At 43.9% G+C, this 19,637-nt stretch carries 26 protein-coding genes and 1 tRNA gene; 6 read left to right on the top strand and 21 right to left on the bottom strand.

The window, feature by feature from the left end; genetic code table 11:
• Positions 1-3: 3 nt before the first annotated feature.
• Entirely contained in the window at positions 4-1,233 is a 1,230-nt protein-coding gene (locus ACHZCY_RS10205; protein WP_319548831.1) for an exonuclease SbcCD subunit D C-terminal domain-containing protein, read from the bottom strand.
• 2 nt (positions 1,234-1,235) lie between these two features.
• Positions 1,236-2,117, bottom strand: coding sequence for a DMT family transporter (locus ACHZCY_RS10200; protein WP_319548830.1), 882 nt, complete (start codon positions 2,115-2,117; stop codon positions 1,236-1,238).
• Positions 2,118-2,680: 563 nt separating this feature from the next.
• Here ACHZCY_RS10200 and ACHZCY_RS10195 point away from each other — a divergent pair.
• Complete coding sequence (locus tag ACHZCY_RS10195) at positions 2,681-3,220, top strand: DUF309 domain-containing protein (protein WP_205223386.1); 540 nt, start codon at positions 2,681-2,683, stop codon at positions 3,218-3,220.
• Between the two features lie 237 nt (positions 3,221-3,457).
• On the opposite strand, the gene ACHZCY_RS10190 is transcribed toward ACHZCY_RS10195, so the two are convergent.
• The 4 genes from ACHZCY_RS10190 to ACHZCY_RS10175 form a co-directional block, all read right to left on the bottom strand.
• The gene (locus tag ACHZCY_RS10190; protein WP_319548829.1) at positions 3,458-4,063 is read right to left on the bottom strand and encodes a hypothetical protein; all 606 of its coding nucleotides are present in this window, start codon (positions 4,061-4,063) and stop codon (positions 3,458-3,460) included.
• 15 nt (positions 4,064-4,078) lie between these two features.
• Positions 4,079-4,522 (bottom strand): hypothetical protein, encoded by a 444-nt coding sequence (locus ACHZCY_RS10185; RefSeq protein ID WP_319548828.1) that lies wholly within the window; start codon positions 4,520-4,522, stop codon positions 4,079-4,081.
• Positions 4,523-4,527: 5 nt separating this feature from the next.
• Positions 4,528-4,956: a Panacea domain-containing protein gene (locus ACHZCY_RS10180; protein WP_319548827.1), complete on the bottom strand. Its 429-nt coding sequence runs from the start codon at positions 4,954-4,956 to the stop codon at positions 4,528-4,530.
• Between the two features lie 278 nt (positions 4,957-5,234).
• The gene (locus tag ACHZCY_RS10175) at positions 5,235-5,684 is read right to left on the bottom strand and encodes a terminase small subunit (protein WP_319548826.1); all 450 of its coding nucleotides are present in this window, start codon (positions 5,682-5,684) and stop codon (positions 5,235-5,237) included.
• A 183-nt stretch (positions 5,685-5,867) separates the two neighbouring features.
• Between ACHZCY_RS10175 and ACHZCY_RS10170 the strand changes: the two genes are divergently transcribed.
• The gene (locus tag ACHZCY_RS10170; RefSeq protein WP_319548825.1) at positions 5,868-6,110 is read left to right on the top strand and encodes a helix-turn-helix domain-containing protein; all 243 of its coding nucleotides are present in this window, start codon (positions 5,868-5,870) and stop codon (positions 6,108-6,110) included.
• Between the two features lie 216 nt (positions 6,111-6,326).
• Here ACHZCY_RS10170 and ACHZCY_RS10165 read toward each other — a convergent pair whose 3' ends face one another.
• From ACHZCY_RS10165 to ACHZCY_RS10120, 10 genes are all read right to left on the bottom strand, one after another.
• The gene (locus ACHZCY_RS10165) at positions 6,327-6,539 is read right to left on the bottom strand and encodes a hypothetical protein (protein ID WP_319548824.1); all 213 of its coding nucleotides are present in this window, start codon (positions 6,537-6,539) and stop codon (positions 6,327-6,329) included.
• Between the two features lie 10 nt (positions 6,540-6,549).
• Positions 6,550-7,110: a hypothetical protein gene (locus tag ACHZCY_RS10160; protein ID WP_319548823.1), complete on the bottom strand. Its 561-nt coding sequence runs from the start codon at positions 7,108-7,110 to the stop codon at positions 6,550-6,552.
• A 15-nt stretch (positions 7,111-7,125) separates the two neighbouring features.
• Positions 7,126-7,854, bottom strand: a complete 729-nt coding sequence (locus ACHZCY_RS10155; RefSeq protein ID WP_319548822.1) for a hypothetical protein — start codon at positions 7,852-7,854, stop codon at positions 7,126-7,128.
• Between the two features lie 129 nt (positions 7,855-7,983).
• Positions 7,984-8,115 carry a hypothetical protein gene (locus ACHZCY_RS10150; RefSeq protein WP_319548821.1) on the bottom strand — a complete coding sequence of 44 codons (132 nt, stop codon included), beginning with the start codon at positions 8,113-8,115 and terminating at the stop codon, positions 7,984-7,986.
• On the bottom strand, positions 8,102-8,398 hold the full coding sequence (locus tag ACHZCY_RS10145) for a hypothetical protein (protein ID WP_319548820.1): 297 nt from the start codon (positions 8,396-8,398) through the stop codon (positions 8,102-8,104). Before ACHZCY_RS10145 ends, ACHZCY_RS10150 begins: the two co-directional genes overlap by 14 nt.
• A 186-nt stretch (positions 8,399-8,584) precedes the next feature.
• On the bottom strand, positions 8,585-8,893 hold the full coding sequence (locus ACHZCY_RS10140; RefSeq protein WP_319548819.1) for a TubC N-terminal docking domain-related protein: 309 nt from the start codon (positions 8,891-8,893) through the stop codon (positions 8,585-8,587).
• On the bottom strand, positions 8,890-11,247 hold the full coding sequence (locus tag ACHZCY_RS10135; protein WP_319548818.1) for a DUF3631 domain-containing protein: 2,358 nt from the start codon (positions 11,245-11,247) through the stop codon (positions 8,890-8,892). The genes ACHZCY_RS10140 and ACHZCY_RS10135 overlap by 4 nt, the downstream gene beginning before the upstream one ends.
• 54 nt (positions 11,248-11,301) lie before the next feature.
• The gene (locus tag ACHZCY_RS10130) at positions 11,302-11,523 is read right to left on the bottom strand and encodes a hypothetical protein (RefSeq protein WP_319548817.1); all 222 of its coding nucleotides are present in this window, start codon (positions 11,521-11,523) and stop codon (positions 11,302-11,304) included.
• A complete protein-coding gene (locus ACHZCY_RS10125) occupies positions 11,524-11,706 on the bottom strand; it encodes a hypothetical protein (RefSeq protein ID WP_319548816.1) in 183 nt (60 codons plus the stop codon). It abuts the gene before it with no gap.
• The gene (locus ACHZCY_RS10120) at positions 11,706-11,897 is read right to left on the bottom strand and encodes a helix-turn-helix domain-containing protein (RefSeq protein WP_319548815.1); all 192 of its coding nucleotides are present in this window, start codon (positions 11,895-11,897) and stop codon (positions 11,706-11,708) included. The genes ACHZCY_RS10125 and ACHZCY_RS10120 overlap by 1 nt, the downstream gene beginning before the upstream one ends.
• A gap of 105 nt (positions 11,898-12,002) precedes the next feature.
• Here ACHZCY_RS10120 and ACHZCY_RS10115 point away from each other — a divergent pair, with 105 nt between their 5' ends.
• The 3 genes from ACHZCY_RS10115 (at position 12,003) to ACHZCY_RS10105 (ending at position 13,802) form a co-directional block, all read left to right on the top strand.
• Positions 12,003-12,674 carry a hypothetical protein gene (locus ACHZCY_RS10115; RefSeq protein WP_319548814.1) on the top strand — a complete coding sequence of 224 codons (672 nt, stop codon included), beginning with the start codon at positions 12,003-12,005 and terminating at the stop codon, positions 12,672-12,674.
• Positions 12,675-12,684: 10 nt separating this feature from the next.
• Positions 12,685-13,710: a tyrosine-type recombinase/integrase gene (locus ACHZCY_RS10110; RefSeq protein ID WP_319548813.1), complete on the top strand. Its 1,026-nt coding sequence runs from the start codon at positions 12,685-12,687 to the stop codon at positions 13,708-13,710.
• Positions 13,711-13,725: 15 nt separating this feature from the next.
• A tRNA-Arg gene (locus ACHZCY_RS10105) sits at positions 13,726-13,802 on the top strand.
• Between the two features lie 941 nt (positions 13,803-14,743).
• Here ACHZCY_RS10105 and ACHZCY_RS10100 read toward each other — a convergent pair.
• Positions 14,744-14,959 carry a hypothetical protein gene (locus tag ACHZCY_RS10100; protein WP_205224218.1) on the bottom strand — a complete coding sequence of 72 codons (216 nt, stop codon included), beginning with the start codon at positions 14,957-14,959 and terminating at the stop codon, positions 14,744-14,746.
• A 745-nt stretch (positions 14,960-15,704) separates the two neighbouring features.
• Here ACHZCY_RS10100 and ACHZCY_RS10095 point away from each other — a divergent pair.
• The gene (locus tag ACHZCY_RS10095) at positions 15,705-17,312 is read left to right on the top strand and encodes a sensor domain-containing diguanylate cyclase (RefSeq protein WP_319548812.1); all 1,608 of its coding nucleotides are present in this window, start codon (positions 15,705-15,707) and stop codon (positions 17,310-17,312) included.
• A gap of 124 nt (positions 17,313-17,436) precedes the next feature.
• Here ACHZCY_RS10095 and ACHZCY_RS10090 read toward each other — a convergent pair whose 3' ends face one another.
• The 4 genes from ACHZCY_RS10090 to ACHZCY_RS10075 form a co-directional block, all read right to left on the bottom strand.
• Positions 17,437-17,868 (bottom strand): hypothetical protein, encoded by a 432-nt coding sequence (locus tag ACHZCY_RS10090; protein WP_319548811.1) that lies wholly within the window; start codon positions 17,866-17,868, stop codon positions 17,437-17,439.
• Positions 17,869-17,970: 102 nt separating this feature from the next.
• On the bottom strand, positions 17,971-18,525 hold the full coding sequence (locus ACHZCY_RS10085; RefSeq protein WP_205224214.1) for a DUF6691 family protein: 555 nt from the start codon (positions 18,523-18,525) through the stop codon (positions 17,971-17,973).
• A gap of 10 nt (positions 18,526-18,535) precedes the next feature.
• Positions 18,536-19,102: a YeeE/YedE thiosulfate transporter family protein gene (locus ACHZCY_RS10080; RefSeq protein WP_319548810.1), complete on the bottom strand. Its 567-nt coding sequence runs from the start codon at positions 19,100-19,102 to the stop codon at positions 18,536-18,538.
• Entirely contained in the window at positions 19,099-19,425 is a 327-nt protein-coding gene (locus ACHZCY_RS10075) for an ArsR/SmtB family transcription factor (protein WP_205224212.1), read from the bottom strand. The genes ACHZCY_RS10080 and ACHZCY_RS10075 overlap by 4 nt, the downstream gene beginning before the upstream one ends.
• Positions 19,426-19,637: the final 212 nt, after the last annotated feature.

Here is a 19,637-nt window from a genome sequence, read left to right as displayed (position 1 = left end):
TCGTTACCCATGGTCAATGTCTTCCTGGTCAAGCGATGCAACCACTTTTTGAAAGGTCAGGCGGAGGTCTGTGCATTGCTCCGGCGTATAATTCGTGCTTGCCAGGCAACGTTCAAAGACATCTTCAACACTTAGATCATCGAGCGATTCTGTTGGTTTTTTCTGTTGCAGGTGAACGGCAGCACTGTGGTTGGTGCGTATTCTCAAAATGTGCAACGATGTATTCTCTACAGCGTCCTGCAGCTGTTGCCTGAGCCTGCCGGGATCACTTGAACCGCTATAGCAAAGCTCCAGCCAGGCAGCACTTTCTTGCTCCGCCAGCTGTTTAATGGAATCTGTCAGGGAGGCGAGATCGCCTTGGAGCCTTACCAGGTCTTGAAAACAGGGAACCTGTACAGGCGTGACCTGCAGTTCGGTTGGCGAAAGAGAGACGTCAAGGATGTATTTTTTCTGTTCAGCTTCATTAAATCCCATGGCAAGAGGAGAACCACAATATCGGTACTGCTCTTTTCCGCCCACCCGTTGCGCGATATGGAGGTGACCCAGTGCCAGATAGTCTATGCATTCAGGGAAACCGCTGCTATGCAGATGGGCAAGGCCGCCAATATAGAGTTCCCTGACCCCATCTCCATCAACGGTTTGGCCGCCGGCAGTGAACAGATGCCCCATGGCCACAATGGGCAAGGGGAATCCATGTTGGTTGCGAATGTTTTCTGCAGCAGCACAGATTTTTTGATAATGGCTGCGAATTTCTTCCTGCAGTTTTTTAGATTTGGTGTCCATATCTTCTGCAGCAACGGCACTTCGTATATCTCTATCTCGGAGAAACGGGACCGCACAGACGATCATTGCATCGGTTTCGTCTGCTCCTTGTAAAAAAAAGACTTGCTCTTCGGGCTGATAGCGCGGAGAGGCGATAACATGCACATTGATCTGGCTGAGGAGTTCCCTGGGAGCATCCAGCAGGGTGGGAGAATCGTGGTTGCCGGCAATGATGATGACGTTGCGACAGCTCGTATGCGCTATGCGGTGGAGAAACCGATAGTACAGTGCCAGTGCCCTGTTACCGGGCGTGGTTGAGTCAAAGATATCACCGCTTACAAGCAACGCATCAACTGGATGCTCGGTACAATACGTGATCAGCCAGTCCAGAAACTGTTTAAATTCCTGGTAGCGTTTTTGGCCATAAAGACGGTGGCCGATATGCCAGTCAGAGGTGTGAATAAATCGCATGGTTATGCTTTCTGCCTGATTCGAAAAGTAGTCAGGATAATGCCGCTGAAGATAAGCAGCATCCCCTGGAGATGAAAAGCGGTGAGTTTTTCTCCCAGAAACAGGACAGCAAGAATGGTACTGAAAACAGGCATCAAGTGAACGAATGGCCCGGCTTTGTTTGCGCCAATGGTGCGGACAGCGCGGTTCCAGAAGATAAAAGCAAGAACAGATGCAAAAAGAGCGACATAGATAATGGTCACGATGGAGGACGTGGTAAGTGGGATGTATCGGCCCTGAAAGAGTTCCAGCAGGTAAAAAGGAAAAATACCGATTAGCCCCACGATGACGATGGCGGAAAGATAGGCAAAGGGGTGCAGGTCAGGTGGATAGCGCTTCAGATTGGCAGAGTAAAAAGCCCACATGACCGCTGCAATAAGCACATAGATATCACCACGGTTAAAATCGACCTGGAGTAAGGTCGCAAGTTGTCCCTTGGCAATAATAAGAAGAACACCGCAGAGCGATACACATACCCCCAGTATCTGGCGTGGAGTGAGCAAGTCACGGTACATGAGCCACGAAGCAAGGGCAATAAGAATGGGAACGCACGAGTTAACCAGAACCGCATTGATTGCGGTGGTTGATTGCATTGCAAGGTAGATCAGACTGTTGAATCCTGTCACGCCAAGCAGTCCCTGGATAACGATAAACCGGGAATGATCTTGGGCGATTGTACGTTCCCTCCACAGGTGATGAACTCCAAAAAAACAGAGGATAAGAAGGGCAACTGACCACCGCCAGAAGGAAAGCCCCAATGGTGGTATAGAGGCATGCATCCCCCGGCTGAGAACAAAATTACCTGACCAGAAAAGGGTGGTAAGAATAAGAAGGAGATAAGGCATGGTACCTGGAGCTGTTAGCAGTTGATGGGAAAAGTCTCGTTCCGCCTAGTATATGCTGGAGGAGGAACAATGGTGGGCTCTATTGTGTTGTAAACAAGGTATGGTCTTATGAAATGCTACGCATCTATGTAAAGGGTGTCATATCTTTATCCATAACCAGGTAAGGCTATTTGTAACTGTTCAGCAGTGCTCCAAATGTTCACAAGCTGACCGATTAGCTATACATCGGTATGCTGAGCGGGCAGATCGTGGAGAGAGGTAAGCGCAGACTCCGTGGGGTGCTGCTGAATAGTTACGGCTATTTTTTTATTGTTTTTTATTCAAAGAGCAGTACAAATTGGTGTGATGTTTACTGTAAAACCTTCTCTATATCTATGAGTCTGTTGATTTACTAGGTTTTTTATTCGTGATCAAGGCATGCTGAAAAAATAACCAAAGACATATAATTGATATCGGAGTCTGCGCTTACCTCCGAGGATTATTTTTTCAACGTAACGTAGCGATCGGTTAAAAAACAGTAAAGCAATGCGCTCATTTATCCATTTTCAATTTTTCTTACCGCAATGAAAGAAAAAATATTTGAACCGTTTATGGATCGGCTGAGTCGGGATATCCGCAACGCGTTATCCGAATCCTTGGTGGATGTACTCAAGAAAAAAAGTCTTGTGCCTGCGCAACAGGTGGCAGAGCAATTCAGGAGCCGCGAGCTGGAAAGGTATTATCTCGATTACATCGATGTGCGACTGCAGAAGTATGAGCAGGCCCTCGGGGTGATCGCTGCCAGTGAGAATACCGATCCTCTCTGGCAGGGGTTTGTCCTGTGGGATCTGGGCCTTTTTTTTGAAGTGCACGAAATTTTAGAACATGCCTGGTTAGCGTCTGCAGGCGACGAAAAAATGTTGCTCCAGGCAATGATCCGGGCGGCAGGGGTTTATATTAAGTTGGAGCACGGGTATGATGCAGCAGCGGCAAAAATATCGGCTAAAGCCTTCCCTGTGCTCGAAAAAAACAGGAAGCGCCTGGCAGCGTATATTGATCCGGAAATTTTGCTGACAGCCTTGCGCCAAGTAAACAAACAGCCGCCGATACTCCTCCAGGGATAAACAGGATATAACCGCCAGCATATTTTTCATGTTTTTGAGTGAAACAGAGTTGACTTCCGCCACCGAATAAGTAATATAGTTGGTTTCCAAATATTAAGTATCCAACCTCGCGTGCGCCCGTAGCTCAGCTGGATAGAGCATCGGACTTCGAATCATTTGTTCTCTATTTTAACTATGCGAATTTTATATTTATCTGGTAAAAGCTGGGACCACTTGCGTCCATGTGTTACGATGGCTTTATTTTAGGGAAATTTTCGATTTTTCTTTAGTGAGCGTTATTGCTTCTTCTTTGACCTTTTCAATTAGCGATTTCAACTGTTTTTTTACTTCATTTTCTCTTTCTTCCAGATAGTTATCCGCTATTTTTTTGGTAGGATAACGTTCAAAAGAATCTTGGTCCTTGTCGTGGTAAGTATTACTTACTAACTCTACACAGAGTCGATATTTATCGTATGAATTAATTAGTTTTAATACCTCGTCTTGTAATTGAGGAAAGTATAACACGGTTAAAATATCAAGGAGATTAACTTTAGATCCACCCGTATCTTTCCTGTAATAGACGCTTTGTACTCTATGGTCGTCTAACCATTGAACAATATCTGAGGCAACAATAGCTAATGACTCAAGCCTTTCTTTTTTAAAATCTATTTCAGCGATTAATTTTTCATTTTGGAGTCTTTTCTGGGCAAGGGCAGTATTGCTTTCATCAGCTCTTTTTTGAGCAAAATAAGCACTAATAAAAGCTATTAGTCCGCCAGTTAATGCCGCAATAATAGCTGTATAGAAATGGGCTACAATTTCTACATTCTGCACCACAGGTTCTACAAGTATTGGATTTGCCATCGTCAAGTATGGTAGCTAGGTGTGCTTTTTCTTTGACGGGCATATCTGATGACTTGGGTCCCACCATAGAAGCAGTAAACTACTTTGCTGACGTATTCCCCAAATCCTTTCCACACCAGTCATCTTCAAAGATATTAATGTTTCGATATCGTCTAGTTTTAGTGCGTGTAATCGTTTTTGTGCTTCTGCGCAAAGCTTATAGACAGGAATAGAGTGATGGTGTTTTTTGCCGACAACTAATATCTCGTTCCACGTCATTGATTCAAACGCTTGAAGTTGTTCGCGTATTCTGTGCAGCAAGTCGGTGTCGATTGTATGCCAGCCAAAGGGATCGGCTAACTCTAATTTGGAAAAGCGCCAAGAAGGATTAGCGCTATTGTAATTAGGAAGATTGAGGCTTTTGGGTTGTTTCTTCGGAGTAGGGTTGTAATTGGCTTTTGGTCGCTTCTGTTTTGCCACGGGGATTAAAGACTATCGTAATACTCATGCATTGATGCGAGGGAAATTACCTGGGAACTTCTCTCACCTGGGGAGTATCCTTTGCGAGCAGATATCCAAGGTTGTTCTTGGTGAGTTAGGTCGCTTAGCCATTGTGATGACTTGTTACCATAAAATTCCAATACAGCATCAATTGTATTTTTGTCTGTATCGGTAAGATTCGAAGAATTTCCTCTATAAATAGAGGATATATGATATGCCCCCTTGTGCTCATGGTAGAGTTGAGGGGCAACAGGTCCATTAGCCCACGCTTCGAAAGGGGAATTGAAAATCGGCTTTTCTTCCCAAACTAAAGACCACGCCTGACAATAATAGACTAATTTTTGAAGTTTCATCGTCGTCATTTTTCCTTGTTTATCAAGGATGTATGCTGCAACGTCGTATATTTTTGCCATTCTTTCTCTCCTTAACACAAAAAGTGTCATTACTACTATCAGCACTATAGGTAAAAGTGAAGGTTATATCAAGGTAATATCTTTTTATTCGATACAGTATGGCAGTGTAAAACTTTGTGGCACAACATGATGTATGCCGTCAGCTTTAATTCTCTTATAAGGTGTTTTTTCATAGGATTGTTTCTGTTTACTGACTACTTCTGGCTAGCATTTATCTACGACAATAACAACGACAGCACCTAACCCATTCAAGGCACTCTGCTGCGCTGTGACAATTTTCAACCGTCAAGGTTTACCTCTGCGTCGGCTACGGCATTTCGACACTCAGCGATTGCTTTTTTGACAAGGGTTATTTGGTCCCCGGTTATTTCAGGCCAGTTGCGTTTCATCATCAACGGGAGTGATTCAAAAATAGGGATTATCTGAGCCGCTGTTTTTTCCAGGGCATCATATAAGAGTGATACCGGGGCGACTAATCCCTCTGCTATGTCGTTTTCACGCTGAATTTTCCTGCGCTGTTCTGCAGCCAATAATGCCCGCTCTTTCTGTAGGTCTATATCTTCGTTGCCGTCATGCTTAAGCCAGTTAAACACGTCTACAGTGTCGTATTTTGACGCCTTGCCACGTGTACCCTTTTCAATCACTGGACAACCTTTGCTTACCCATGCGTCGATAGTGGTGTTTGCTACGCCAAAAATATCAGCAAGTTCTTTTCTGTTTACGATCATAAGTAGTAGTAGCCTTAGAAATTTTTTGTAATTAGAGAAGGATCGAAATCCCGAATCACCCTCAGTTCAACGCGCTGGTAAGACTCACGCTCTTTTTATATTCCTTTTGTTTTGTTCTTTTTTTCTGTATATTTCGTCCAATGATTCCTACCTAAATTAACTCTTGTTTTAATGGAGTGGTGGATGACTAAAAACAACAGTGTGCATATCCCCTATCCGGTTATGGGTTTAAAGATTGAAAATGATTGGAACCTGCTAACGGCTTGGTGCCGATACCTCGGGTTAGGGTGGCAGGATTTAGCAGCCAGGTCACACCTCAGTTTTTCAGCCCTTTCTAAACTAGAGAATGGTGATAACCAGATGAGTGATGATTTAAAACACGTCGCTTTCGTCATGGGGGTTAAACCCGAACAGCTTGTTGACTAGAAAACACCAAGCAGGAGCCGAAGCCCCCACTTAGTATTCGATAAACCCGGTCGAGCGGCTTGCAGAATCTCTTACTGCCTTGGAGATGGTTTACCATGCGTTCTCCATTAACCCCGCTCCCCTTGCTACGATGACAATCAAGCGATAGCTATTTGACTGTCTATGGCAGCCACAAGGGGTTATGTTGTTCACTGCTGCCATTACGTTACGTGACTGCTAAACAAGCCTGATGCCAGATTCAACGAGCTTGATTGTATGCTTAAACACTGATGCACTATCGAGCGCACCTATCTCTTTCAAAAAGTCCTCAAGCTCTTTACGCTCATCAATGGTGAGTGGCTTGTCTTCTTGGTCACGGAGTAACTTCCATGAGCGGAACGCTTTCTTGTTGAACGCTTTATCAAATGCTTTGTTTTGGGTGACTGTCATTGTCTTTACCTCAGTTTACAAGTGTAGGTTGCTTAGCCTTTTTTGCTGGTGCAGCAGTCAGAGACTGTGTGAGACTCAAGCCTACCTGTTTAGCATCAGCCCGTAATTTCTCCTGCAGCTTGGTGTACTTCTCAATATCCTTTTCAACCTTCGCTATCTGCTTAGCTCTCTCTGCTCTGGTGGGGCCGACAACTTTGGGATAATCAAGCTCATCGACTGCTTTCTTCAGCCCCTCCCTCAGTTGATCACTGAATAAGTAACAGATAGCTTCTGGCAAAGGATAATTGGTAGCCCCAGCATGGGGAGCCCAGACAGGAAGATTACCACTCGCTCTCAGGCTTGATTGGTTACCCTGAAGAACACCATCAATCATGTGCTTAAACCTGTTGCCATATCCTTTTCCTTTTTCATCAACATGCTCAAAAAGGAAATCTACCAAGTCTTTTTTGGGGAGTGGTAGCGTTTGCAATTCCTGGTGCTTCTGCTGCAGCTCAATGATTTTGTTGGAATATTCTTGGTCTTGCTTGGTTATTTTGCTTGCTGTACTCTTTACTGCGCTAAAATCGAACATGATATTTTCTCCGTGTTAAATAGTAATGCGCTCTGATTGGCATGATTTGATGGTTTCCTTGATGCTCCCATTATCAACGCCCTGCATGTACGCAAGGTAGGTGTCAAACTCCGTGAACTCTGCCCGGATTCCAGGCTTATTGGCCCAATCAAGCTTGCAACGTTCTTCAACTGGTAATTGTTCAAAGGTCTGTAGTTGTGGCATTTTGTCTCCTGCTGTTCGCTTTATTTCTGAAAAAACATCTGCACTGGTACTTGAATCAGCACCCAATGGTACGAAAGATGTTTCAAATACTACTGATTCAACCCACACCTCTGCAGGCCCGGCAACCTGATGCCCGTTTACCTTCATAAACTTACCGTCTTCTACCTCGACAATTGACGTTGGTTTAACACCTATGGAAGCTTGCCAGGGGAATCCCTCCTGTGCTAGACTGATGACTTCCTTGGCTGCGTCTGTTGACTTTGAAAAAACGCCTTTAACCTTAAAAGAACCTGACTTGCTATTCCCTGTGGAATACCCTACGATTTGCTTGGGATCGTGGTCCCGGAAGATTGGCATTTGCGCTTTAGCCGTGATGCCTTCAATACTGATAGACAGCCTTCCCAAGTGTCGAACAACTGGAGCTCCGGTATATGCTTCCATCTCAAAGCCGGTGGGGGTATGCGCATCCTTTAAAAACTGCACCTTTGAGTTGAACGTCAACTCGTCACACTTGGCATTCATCAAACTTATTTTTCCCATTTTTAATAACTCGCTGTTTTGATTGTCTACTGATTGTTATTGCCGCTCTACTTGTATTCTTGTCTATGCCGTTTCACCTCTTGTGGTTATGTTTACCCGGCCACTTATGCAGCCGGGTGGTAGTATTTTTTACGATGCTTCCTTCTTGGCTGTATGGTTGCTCCAATCCCAAGCAATCTGAACGATGCCATTTAGATTCTGCTGGATAGCCGCACAGTGCTCGCGAAAACCAATGTTGATTTTGAGTTCATCTTTTTCCATGCTCATAATCCTCTTGTTGTGGTTTGTTTCCTGCGCGGGGATATCCGGCATTCGATGCGGTCACATTGTAGCATTCCGTACCCAACCTAAAGGCTATATCGTTAATGGCCCGTAGATTCCGCCTAACCTGTGCCAGTGCCTCAAACTCTTCCAGCCCTATTTTTCCATGATCGGCAATGGTCGTTCCGATAAGGTCAATGATTGCCACTCCAGGGAGTGCAAGTTCTTGGAGTGCTTCAATATAGTCCGCTTGTTTTGTGGTAATTGTGATTTGCTCTGACATGGTAAATCCTCCTGTTGCGAGTTATTAAATAGCCGGGTTATCCGGCCCGTTGACCATTTGGCCATGAATGCTTAATTTTGATGTATTGAAGGTTTCAAGCCCTTTATCTATTTGCCCCCTGTGGCTGCGACATACCTTGGTGAGTTAAATACCCGCTGTGGTCGACATCAGTCACAGAGGGTATTTTTATATAAAGCGGTAGCGTGTCCCACATGAAACACACTGGTAACCGCTTCTTGGCTCATCCTGTAACCCTCTCCAGATATATGCTTTTGGTATGTACAGATTGTTCCCACAATCACACTGGTAACCTTTGACAAGGAAAGCCTCTGCTTGACTGCTGAGAAGGTTGATAATCTCCCCTTTGTGGTCACGTAGCTTTTCAGTCAGTTCCTCGCTCAATGCGCCCGGTGATCTGTACCGGATGTTTTCGCCATCAGTCCAAAGGCAGATATTCATTTCCGGTAATGCTTTGATAAGATCAATTGCGGTCATATCGTCCCCTCCTGATAAATTTCATTTTTTGTTTTTTTATTACAGCTCCCCCCTAAATAGGGGTTCTGAAGTGGAACATTGGAACAATCTAATGGTTTCAGCAGGTTAAGCCCTTTTTGAAGTGGAACATGCTTGCCCTGTGTTCCACTTTGTTTTTGATCTAACCTGTTGATATTGTTGACTTGTTCTGGTGTTCCACTTTGAGAGGGGGTAGGAGGGGGTGTAAGGTATCTATCAAAGGCATCCTGCAAGGTGTCAAGGTGGTAACCCCGCTTTGTGCTTGCCCCAATTCTGAGTTTTTTTGACTTAACGCCGAAGTCTTTTAGCAGTTCGGAAAGAACTTTTTGCGTGATGGGTTTACCATGCTTCCATTCACCCCAGGGGGCTTCCTTGTTACTGATAAGAAGGTTGATAAGCTCTTCTGAAAAAATACGATCTGACTTTTTCCACTGAAAGATCGCTTGAATATCACCTAACAGTTTCATGCCGATGGAATCATCTTCCGGCACAATGTTCATAAGCTGTGCATGAGCTATTTTGACTTTTTCTAACCATTCACCCCCTGCAACAGTTGCGATGGTAAAGAGTGGCTGCCAGTTATCGTCAGCACGATCATTACCAGTTGGTGGAACCTCTGCCCTGATTGCCCTGAGGGTGTCAAAATTATCTACAGCCCATTTTTTGCACTTACGCCTGGTGTCTAACGAATTTTCCTGGAAGTCAATATCCAGTTTAGCTCTGTGTTCACCCTTGAGTTTTCGCCTCATCATTATGATGATAGACCTATCATGAAGGGTGTCAGGTAAGCGGCCAATCATTGCGATGATAATTGGTGCCCAGGTAGAGAACTTGGCAGGTTCAAGTGTCTCAGGGTCAACACGGACCACGAAAGCACTAATTCTTGTGTGACCAGAGTTCAGAACACCGCGCGATTCATCATTGGCCTTGAGAAAAGTATCGGCTTCATCAATGAGCAGGGTAGGTCTACACTTTTCAATAACCCTGTAAATTGCAGCCGGGCTGATATTAGACGCAAGAAGGGCTTTGTTTACAAATGCTGAAACAGTTTCAAGAAGAGTGGTTTTGCCGCATCGCTTTTCAGGAGAAACAAAACCCAATCGTGGCATTATGCGAAAAGCATCATAGCAATAGGTAAATACTACCCATAAAGCAGTCGCTTCAGCTGCTCCTGGAACAAGAACAACATACTTCTTGAGGTTAGCAACCAAGGTATCCAAAAGTTCAGCACCATTAACAGGTTTTTCCCAAGGCTCAACATCTGTAACAATCTCTTCATTACTCGCGCCTTGTTCAGTGTCTTCTGTCTTGGTTGCCAAGTACTCATCAATAGCCTTTGTGCGAATACCAAACTCTTTGGAGATTCGTTTTCTTTCTAACTCTCGTTCTATTGAATCTAGGTCACAGAGTTTATCTATAGCTTGATGAATCTCTGTTTTTGCTTCTGGTTTATCTCCATAACCCTGTGCTACAAGGTCTTTTGCAGCTGCAGAGAAATCACCATTGTGCTTAAAGTACGCATACAGTCCAAAAGCATCATGCGGGCCTGTCGGTATATTGGTACTGGTAGTCCATACCCAAAAACAACCATTGTTGTATGTGGCACTTACTCCTCTGTCTTTTCCAGGTCGCCTCCAATAGTCGTTGCCTCCTGAACCGCTACCAACACAGGCCCAACCATTACTTTCAAGCATGGATGGGATTTCATTGGTTTTCTGCTGGTTGAAATCATCACCGGGCTTTAGTCCGTTACCAGTTTGATTCTTTGAATATTCGGGTTGTTCCTGTTTTTCAGAATATGACTTTGCAAGGTTTGTAATAGTCTGGTCTTGCTCTGGTTTAATGACAGGAATAGACAGGAGGGAGTGCTTTACCGCTTTGTAGCCGTGTGACGGAGGTATAAGGGCGTACCCGCCTTCACCCCGCGTTTCAATATAGACCTTTTTACTATCTGCAGAGGTTGCCAATTTTTGGTTCCCTTCTACCGCAGAAAGGCACCGATAAAAAAGGTGGTATCCACCGGAAGGGGTTTTGTGAACAACAAGAGATTCAGCAAGCTCAGAATCTATTTTTTGCAGAGCCTCCATGTAAATGGGGAACAACTCTGGCTTGTCAAAATCGATGCACTTTAAACCAATAGAGACAGCTCCACAGACAACAGCAATATCTTCATTATCGTTAAATAGGTGTTCAACCTGCCCTAAAAGCATTGCTTCCTTTTGGTACTGTTTCCATTTTCCAAAAGGGGCTTTTGGCTTGGTTGGGTGATTAGCAGGGTGTACAGGGATTACAGAAAAATTCTGCTCCAGTAATGCTGTTGCTGCTTGTTTCGTCATGTTTGCCGCTCTGTTAAATCATGTCCCGGTTCCCCTATGGCTCCGGGGTAATCGTCACGCTTTTGTAGGTTTCTTCCTTGGTCCTGGGTTGCGCTCTACGAATTCAATCGCTTCTTCCAGGTCCAATGATTCGCCATTATTCAACAACTTGCCTGAGTCGGTTTTAATGAAAAACAGATAGCAAGATGAGTTTGCACCTTGTGGCATTTTGAACCTGAAGGGCACCAAACCCTTTGCCACTGCTGCTTGCCTGAGTTCCTGTTCTTTGGTGGTCATTTATTCACCGTTAATTTGTTTCATCGTTTCCCGAAGGATCTTTTTGTCACCCGTTGCCAGTGCTTTTCTTACTGCCTCGGCTTTTGCTTCTGCTGAGAGTGACTGAGCAGGGTTTAGCAATTGCCGGAGTAATGCCTCTATAGTATCCAGGCGCCTTTCTATACTGCCAAGGTGAGTGTTCATTATTGCGGGAAAATATCGCTAACCTGGCATTGAAGTTTTTTGGCCCATCTCTTTTTTTCATCAGGTGGCAGGTGGTGCTTGCCGTTGATCACTTGAGAGACTGTTGACTCATTAACTCCCAACTTGCCTGAAAAACGAAACTGAGCTCCATGTTGCTCTATAATTCTTGCCTTTAGCCGTAGGTTTTTCATTATTTGCCTCAATTATCCATTTTTTTATATTTTGATCATTTAAGCCAACAATATATGTTGGCTTAAAGTTTGTCAAATAAAAAATATTGTTTTTTGAGGCAATAAATGTTATTTTTGGCTTTAAAGGACAATAAAAATATAGGGGGTGTGATGGCTGTAAAGCTTAAAAAGTCGAATATACGTTCTTTTTTGGTTATGTGCGCGAAGGTCGCTGCTGCTGAAAAAAAAGAAGATCGTGAGTTGATTTTTTTATTGGCACTCAAAGAAGGAACTTTTAGTGCCAAAGTTTGTGTTCAATCGGGGGAAGCTGCTGGAACTGGTCAACTCGGTATTGAAGAACTTGCCGAATTTTGTGCGAATCATTGTGGGGAACTAGTTAATTTGGTACGTGCTGTTTCCTCTCTACTTAACGGGGGGGTAGAGTTTGATATAATAATACATGGCGGCAAAAGGATTATACATACTTACAGTAAACCAAAGGAAATGTTAGGGCAGGTTGAATTTCAGCTACGTCCTGACAAGGAAAAGGAATCTCATTTTATTTCTAACGTACAAGAACCTGCACCAGTTGATGATGATGCTTTTTTCGTTCCTGCATTTTTTGATGCTCTCGAAGAATATATAAAGAAACGCGATCTTTCATTAAAGCAGATACCTTTAAAGATTTGTGATTGGTGTCACCAACCATTCTTTGGAAACAGATATGACCAGAGATTTTGCAGCAAGATACATGGGCAACGATGGCATGCAAAACAGTCTTATCAAAAATCAAAGTAGATCATAGAATATGAGTGTACGACAGCATCCAAGAAAAGGTGAAGGTTGGTGGGTTATTGATTGCCGCCCAGATGGTGTGAAGGGACCGCGTAAAAGGTTACCCTTCAAGGGGGCGTATGAAGAAGCATGCGCCTTTGAATCGGCCTTGATGACTGGGTCCACTTATAAAGTAAAGTCAACCATGACCGTGAAAGAGTTAACTACTCCCTGGCTGGCCTACTATCAGAATTATGCAGCTGTAACTACTGTTATTGATGCAAAGGGGGCCATGAGTCATTGGTTACCTATCTTTGGGCCACTACGGCCAAAAAACTTTTCTCCTGACCTAATAGAACAATATAAGTCTCTTCGTTTGGGGGAAGGTGCTAAGAAGCGAACTATCAACAAAGAGCTATCTTATTTTTCAAGTATGATCCGGTGGGCGGTTGAGTACGGCCATTGTGAAGCTTTACCTTTCAGGATCTCTAGTTTTCCCAAAAAACAGACCACACCAAGGAAACCACGTCCACTAACACAGGAGCAGGTTACAGGCATTATAGAAGCGATTGAGCCAGAATATAGGCTGTTGGTTATGTTAATGGCAGATACAGGGTTGCGGTTGTCTGAGGCTCGTTTTCTGCAACGGAAGGATATTGATTTTGAAACCGGACTAATATTTGTGGTGGGGAAGGGGAGCAAGGAGAGAATTGTACCTATTACCACTGATAGGCTAGCAGCTGAACTGCTTGCAAAAAAAGACATTGACGGATACCTTTCCGTCAATAGTAAGACGAAAAAGCCGTTTTTTTCAATAAAAAAGGCGCTAGATCGTGCTGCAGTGAAAGCAGGACTTGACAGACACGTGCATCATCATTTATTAAGACATTCTTTTGGAACGAATGCTACCGTCGCGGGGGTTGACTTAAAAGCCCTACAGGGTATGATGGGACATTCTTCACCTGTTACCACAGGGATCTACCAGCACCTTGCAGCTGGTTACCTAAAGGAACAGGCAGTAAAGTTAAATTCTCGCGTCCATGTGGACGCATCCGAATAGACCGTAAACTCGCGTGCGCCCGTAGCTCAGCTGGATAGAGCATCGGACTTCGAATCCGAGAGTCGGGGGTTCGAATCCCTCCGGGCGTGCCAGTTGTACTAAGGAGTCTTATCGTTTCGATTTGACTCCTTTTTTTATTTCAGCCCTGCTATTCTCTCCAACCCACACTATACACTCTTTAGTAGCCTCCTATTAGCTTGGTTAAGCTATAGTGAAGCAAGTTGTATCTTTGTTTTGTCTATCCTCCTGTTCGTTGACTTTCACTTGTCCCTCTACTGTTGCACCAGACAGAACTCTACATCATCCGACCTTCTTGATCCCCTGTAGAACTAATCAACTGACTCCAGAGTCAACACGGGCCAGGTATTGAGTATCACTCTGTAGTATCGATTCTGTAGATACAGGGTGGCCCTTTCTGTATACCCTGGGGTACGGAAGCTAAACCTTCAAGATACCCCCCGTATACAGGGGTATTGACCTCTGCTTATCTAGCTGAATATAAAGTGTTCAAGGTTATACAGGCTGAGCATGATTAGGTCAGAAGGTATTTCCTGGCCTGTAATTAAGGACATTTTCCCGGGCAACTAAAGAGGTGGTGAGGTCTTTAGTCATTATTATCCACCTCTACCAAAAGTGCTGGTACAAGGAATAAGACTACTAAAAATGATGGTATTGTTTCGTTCATCGCATTTCAATCCCAGCGTCCTGAACGCTTTTTTTTCATCCCAACTTGCCATCATACATTGAACCTCCAAAGCTGCAAATACCTTCCATGTTGCCGGTATTTGCTTCATGGCACCATTGATAGTATTGAAGTACATCATCTGGGGACAGCCCACGGCTTAATTCTCTATTGATGCAGGGGGGAACGATTTCCTCCGAAAGTTCCCGTTATATCAAGACTTCTAGTGTCTTTTTGAACTGAGTGTTTTTTGTTGGGAGTCTGTGCTGACCAACCCCTGTGCCACTGACCTGCAAACCAAAATCTTTACCCATGGCCCCTTTTAAAAGGGAAGTCGTTGAGATGATGGTTTCATTCCTCATCGATCCTGTATTGTTGCAATTGCTCGTACACTTGTATCTTGGTCAAGTGTACTTGTTCCATTTTTTCAGAGAGTTTCGTTAAGTTGAAAATGTCATCTCCACCCTTTTGTAAGTATTCATTCATATTTTTTGTTGCTGCAGCTTCTTGTTCCTCAAGTAATTTATATTCAGCAAGAAGGTCGTGTGCAGCATCACTGTATGGCATAAGGTTACCTCTTATTAATGATTCAAATGAAAGTGTTCATGTCGGGAACCACAATAATTAACATATTTGAAGATTTCAATGTGGTCGTCAGTGTTCTCCCATGTACCGAGGAAGGATGCAATGGGCATTCCTATGAATCTTGTTGTAGTCATCGCCCAAGTGATATGTATATTTTTGTCTAATACTCACTAGGTAACTCCGAAAAACTTATTTTACTTTTTAATGCCTCAATTTTTCATCTATAAAACAATAGCAAAATTTTGCTGACGCTGCTGTCATTGCCGACTATGCCATAGGTTTCTGTTTCACCTTCTTCATTAACAACAGTTTGCAAATATCTCTTTCTAGCCTGGCAACTGAGAAGTGGTCAGGGGCCTTAGACAGGATAGACAAACAGGGCGGCTAAATCTATTCTGCACAGACAAAATATGACCATATTTTTCTAAAAAATAGTGATAAACAGGAAGTGCTCCTACCCAAGAGGCATCTTTCTATATTAATAAAGTTTTTTCCCCCGCTTTCTAAAGTGGCGAAGCTATCATAGATAGCGGACCCTAAATTTTATTTACATACCTTGAATTTGAATAAAGCCTTATTTTCGGATAGAATTTTGTAGATTTAATTTTCATGGATGCTGCGGCCTGTTCTCCGGATTTCTTGCGAGTATATTTTTTTAAATTTACATCATCCTTGGATGCGTCTGATATTTAATACTTTTTTGCTTTTTTTGCCGAGGGGTTAAGCGATGTATCATCGGTTACTAAAAATCTATATTGCAACTCATGATCCTCAACTCGAAATGATTCTTCAGGGAGTGGAACCCGAGGAAAGGTTTTCCCATCAGTTTCTTTGTTCACATAATGTCGATGAAATCGACTTTAGCGACTACTCGGTCATTATCCTGGATTTCGACACCGCTGCCCCCAAGTCCTTGGATCGTATTAAGACAATCAAGAATGACAAAGTTGCCGTGATAGGTTGTTTTACCCGCAATAGCTTTCCTGTTTTAGCAGAGCATTACCATCTCTTTGACCAAGTCTGGATCAAACCTTTTGCTGATGATAAACTCCAGTCCTCCTTTGCCGGGATCTTAAGGCGTTTTAAAGAACGGGAAGAAGTGATCCTGGGTCAAAAATATCTGGATACCCTGATAGACAGTCTGCCCGAGCTTATTTGGTACAAAGATGCCCGAGGAGCCCACCTTAAAGTCAACGATAGTTTCTGCCGCACCGTCAATAAGACCAAGGCTCAGGTAGAAGGCCGCGGGCATTACTACATTTGGGATATTGAACCAGATGAATACACCCAGGGGGAATTTATTTGCCTAGATTCTGAAGAGATTGTTCTCAATAAAAAGGAAACCTGTTTGTTTGATGAAACGGTGAAATGCGGTGATGAACTTCGTAAATTTAAAACCTATAAATCACCGATTTTTGACATCGATGGTGAGGTTATCGGCACGGTTGGATTTGCTCACGATGTAACTGACTTGCAGAACTTGCTGATCGAGCTCAATATTTTGATTGAAGGCCTGCCTTTTGCTGTCATGGTAACCGACAAAGACAGGAATATTACGAGTGTTAATCAAAAATTTATCGATATCTTTGTTCTTGATCGTACCGAGTTTATCGGTAAAAAAGTTGATTTTTTGATCGATGAATCCAAATCATATACTCGCAGTAAGAGATGGCTTATTGAGAGGGAAGCTGACGGCACGTTGCTTATTTCAAAAAATAAAGTTTTAAAAATTCATGACGAAAAACTGCTGGATGTATTTGACGTGCTGGCAGGCCATGTCTATCTTTTTATCGATGTAACTCTTGAGCATCAATACAAAAACAAGCTGCTCATCGATGCCAACACCGATCATTTAACCAAATTGAATAACCGACGCAGTCTTCAGGATTTTATGAGGAAAACCCCGTGTCAACCAGGGACGGCACTGTTGCTCGCCGATCTCGATAACTTTAAGGAAGTCAATGATCGACATGGTCACGATGAAGGAGACCGAGTGCTGATAGCCTTTTCCAACTTGCTGCTGCAGCTGTTTTCTGCTGACAATCTCTTTCGTCTTGGCGGCGATGAATTTGCCATTATGCTTACCGAAATTGATGGTGAGGACCGGCCGAAAGATTCGGCAGAGCACCTGTTGGCAGGGTTTGCAGCAAAAGTTGCCCGGAAGTTTCCGCATACCAATATTTCTGTCAGTATCGGGGGTGCCATTGATGCCGGTGTTGGAGACTTCGGTGAATTGTTCAAAAAAGCAGATATGGCCCTGTATGATTCCAAAAAAGCAGGGAAAAGTGCCTACACCCTTTGGGGCAAACAGCCTGTGATTTGGAGTGGTAAGTGACCAGATTTTTTTGGATAGTTGCCTAATATAGTCTTGGTAGACTTTAAAAAAGTGAGATGGTTCAGCGCGTTATAGCCTTATTTGCATTATTCAAAGGCGATGGACGTGGCTGAACCACCATCCATCAATAACTTAAAATTTGTGTGTCTTTCCGAAGAAGTTTATCCGCTACCTGAGATGGTTTTGCAACAGCCACCCCATCTATTAGGTCCGCTGTTGTTTTTTCTTTGTTCGGCAAATATGGTGGGCAAATCTCTACACTAACGCCATTTTGAAGTAGATTTTTCAGTAGCATCTGCGGGGATATGTTTTTTGGCTTTAAAAGTACCTCCGGTGAATTTTTGACAGCCAGTGAACCTGCTTCTCCACAAAGAAGGACATCCACCGTTGCTCCTTTTTTCGATGTCTGTGTGGCCAGCACCATTGACATCAACTGGGTAATTGGATCGTCTGTTGTTACGACAATAAACATATTTTTAGAGATCTCGGAACCAATTCCAATGGTCGGAATAGCGAGTAAAGCTGCAAGAAATAACATAATCATACGTCTATACATTTTTTGGCCTCATCGTTGGTGTTGAGCATTTTAAAAAGGTAATTATCATCGGAAAATATCCCAAAGCCCGTCCAAAGAATGGGCTTTGGGGTAAAAACGGTATCAGATTTTTTCCGGTAATTTCCAGGCGATAAGCATAAAAACAATACCAATGGCTACGGCCAGCAAGGTGCCGGGAATCATAGGCAGCAGTGGTTCAAATTTTTCAGACCCGGTTGCAAGCATCACCTTGCCTCCTGCAATCTTGTCGAACAGCCAGGTCTCTTCGATCGTGCCGTAAACCAGAGTATATACCAGGGCGCCAACCAGTCCGCCGCCGACAAAAAAGAGGGCATCCTTCCTGCCGTCTGCAAGAGCAGTTAGACTTGTGCCGGGGCAGTAGCCCGCTATGGCAAATCCCAGCCCGAGCAGTGCACCGCCGAGAATAACGCCAAAGTAGCTGCTTTTCACTGAGAGGTGTCCGCTATCGATGATGCCGACGGCCATAAGCAGAAAAAGCAGAGTGCTGCTGATGCCAATAGCAAAAAAGATGGCTTTCATGAGATGCAGATCTTTGAGGCGCAGCATGTTGATTATATTTTGAGGGTTGTTTGCCCCCACCCGCTGCAGGGCAAAACCGAAAAAAATTCCAAGGATGATCGCTAGTAGAGTATCCATGATAAATCTCTTATTTTCTCTTGTAGATTAATATGGCTGCCGGAATGGCTGCAGCAAAAGCGCCGAGGGCAAACAGATATCCACTGAGGGATGTCTGCATCATGCCGCTCATCATATGGCCGCTGGTGCAGCCTCCGGCCAGACGGGCACCGAAAAGCACAAGAATTCCGGCAAAGAATACTGTTATATAACGGGCGAGAGGGTTTTCCCCGAAGCGCTGTCGCCAGACTTGGGGGGCTTGGCGGTCTTGTGCGCTGGGGGTGGGGCCGCCCAACTTGGATGATAAGAATGCTCCTGCTATCATGGAAAGAACAAAAATAAAGCTGTAGTTAATTGGATTTGCTATATTTTTCGCGTATTTACCGTCGCTTTTGTCCAGGTAGGCGTTTGGGCTGGAATAGCCTGTCTTCCTTTCTGGATTTTCCTGGACGATGGTATCGGAAAAAAGATTCCATATAATGCCGTCAGCTATGACAAATTGAGTGGAAACCCCGATGGGCTTCACCAATGCGACAGCGAAGAGAAAGGCCGCTCCCAGTAAAAGGCCTCCTTTAAACCAGTTTAATTGTCCGCTCATGTCAATTCCTCCTCATTTTTCGGTTTGCAGTAAATGCGGTAAAGGACTTGCAGTATATCTGCAACGGCCTCGCTGTTCAGCCGGTAATGGATGATCTGGCTTTCACGCCGCGTTTCCACAAGACCGGCATCACGTAGACTTGCCAGGTGCTGCGATAGAGCCGACTGACTTAAAGGGACAGCCTTGTTCAGTACACTCACTGGGCATTCCCCATTCATCAGATGGCAAAGCACCATCAGTCGGCTTGGGTGACTCATGCTTTTAAGCAGGCCGGCAGCCTTTTTCGCATTTTTTTGTAATTTATTAGGGTCAATCTGTTCCATAATGGCGTATAAATTAAATTAGAATATACTAAATTAGTTAATTCTAATGTGTAGGGTTGTCAAGCTTTACTATGAGTGATGCTAATCACACATGTAAGGCTGGTTGAAGATATGAAAAAATATATAAAAAAATGTTGAGCATAACAATGTAAGCGCAAAACGACAGGAGATCGAACCCGGTGGAAATCCTTCAAGATAGCATCATTGTGTTC

Source organism: Desulfogranum marinum, assembly GCF_963675105.2.
Lineage (GTDB): Bacteria > Desulfobacterota > Desulfobulbia > Desulfobulbales > Desulfobulbaceae > Desulfogranum > Desulfogranum marinum.
The sequence above is the reverse complement of the archived record's forward strand: the minus strand, read 5'-3'. Positions and strand labels throughout refer to the sequence as shown.

Excerpts from the sequence above, each read along its gene's own strand:
- ACHZCY_RS10205 (WP_319548831.1), bottom strand. The coding sequence starts at position 1,233 with ATGCGATTTATTCACACCTCTGACTGGCATATCGGCCACCGTCTTTAT.
- ACHZCY_RS10200 (WP_319548830.1), bottom strand. The coding sequence starts at position 2,117 with ATGCCTTATCTCCTTCTTATTCTTACCACCCTTTTCTGGTCAGGTAAT.
- ACHZCY_RS10195 (WP_205223386.1), top strand. The coding sequence starts at position 2,681 with ATGAAAGAAAAAATATTTGAACCGTTTATGGATCGGCTGAGTCGGGAT.
- ACHZCY_RS10190 (WP_319548829.1), bottom strand. The coding sequence starts at position 4,063 with ATGGCAAATCCAATACTTGTAGAACCTGTGGTGCAGAATGTAGAAATT.
- ACHZCY_RS10180 (WP_319548827.1), bottom strand. The coding sequence starts at position 4,956 with ATGGCAAAAATATACGACGTTGCAGCATACATCCTTGATAAACAAGGA.
- ACHZCY_RS10175 (WP_319548826.1), bottom strand. The coding sequence starts at position 5,684 with ATGATCGTAAACAGAAAAGAACTTGCTGATATTTTTGGCGTAGCAAAC.
- ACHZCY_RS10170 (WP_319548825.1), top strand. The coding sequence starts at position 5,868 with ATGACTAAAAACAACAGTGTGCATATCCCCTATCCGGTTATGGGTTTA.
- ACHZCY_RS10165 (WP_319548824.1), bottom strand. The coding sequence starts at position 6,539 with ATGACAGTCACCCAAAACAAAGCATTTGATAAAGCGTTCAACAAGAAA.
- ACHZCY_RS10160 (WP_319548823.1), bottom strand. The coding sequence starts at position 7,110 with ATGTTCGATTTTAGCGCAGTAAAGAGTACAGCAAGCAAAATAACCAAG.
- ACHZCY_RS10155 (WP_319548822.1), bottom strand. The coding sequence starts at position 7,854 with ATGGGAAAAATAAGTTTGATGAATGCCAAGTGTGACGAGTTGACGTTC.
- ACHZCY_RS10150 (WP_319548821.1), bottom strand. The coding sequence starts at position 8,115 with ATGGAAAAAGATGAACTCAAAATCAACATTGGTTTTCGCGAGCACTGT.
- ACHZCY_RS10145 (WP_319548820.1), bottom strand. The coding sequence starts at position 8,398 with ATGTCAGAGCAAATCACAATTACCACAAAACAAGCGGACTATATTGAA.
- ACHZCY_RS10140 (WP_319548819.1), bottom strand. The coding sequence starts at position 8,893 with ATGACCGCAATTGATCTTATCAAAGCATTACCGGAAATGAATATCTGC.
- ACHZCY_RS10135 (WP_319548818.1), bottom strand. The coding sequence starts at position 11,247 with ATGACGAAACAAGCAGCAACAGCATTACTGGAGCAGAATTTTTCTGTA.
- ACHZCY_RS10130 (WP_319548817.1), bottom strand. The coding sequence starts at position 11,523 with ATGACCACCAAAGAACAGGAACTCAGGCAAGCAGCAGTGGCAAAGGGT.
- ACHZCY_RS10125 (WP_319548816.1), bottom strand. The coding sequence starts at position 11,706 with ATGAACACTCACCTTGGCAGTATAGAAAGGCGCCTGGATACTATAGAG.
- ACHZCY_RS10120 (WP_319548815.1), bottom strand. The coding sequence starts at position 11,897 with ATGAAAAACCTACGGCTAAAGGCAAGAATTATAGAGCAACATGGAGCT.
- ACHZCY_RS10115 (WP_319548814.1), top strand. The coding sequence starts at position 12,003 with ATGTTATTTTTGGCTTTAAAGGACAATAAAAATATAGGGGGTGTGATG.
- ACHZCY_RS10110 (WP_319548813.1), top strand. The coding sequence starts at position 12,685 with ATGAGTGTACGACAGCATCCAAGAAAAGGTGAAGGTTGGTGGGTTATT.
- ACHZCY_RS10100 (WP_205224218.1), bottom strand. The coding sequence starts at position 14,959 with ATGCCATACAGTGATGCTGCACACGACCTTCTTGCTGAATATAAATTA.
- ACHZCY_RS10095 (WP_319548812.1), top strand. The coding sequence starts at position 15,705 with ATGTATCATCGGTTACTAAAAATCTATATTGCAACTCATGATCCTCAA.
- ACHZCY_RS10090 (WP_319548811.1), bottom strand. The coding sequence starts at position 17,868 with ATGTATAGACGTATGATTATGTTATTTCTTGCAGCTTTACTCGCTATT.
- ACHZCY_RS10085 (WP_205224214.1), bottom strand. The coding sequence starts at position 18,525 with ATGGATACTCTACTAGCGATCATCCTTGGAATTTTTTTCGGTTTTGCC.
- ACHZCY_RS10080 (WP_319548810.1), bottom strand. The coding sequence starts at position 19,102 with ATGAGCGGACAATTAAACTGGTTTAAAGGAGGCCTTTTACTGGGAGCG.
- ACHZCY_RS10075 (WP_205224212.1), bottom strand. The coding sequence starts at position 19,425 with ATGGAACAGATTGACCCTAATAAATTACAAAAAAATGCGAAAAAGGCT.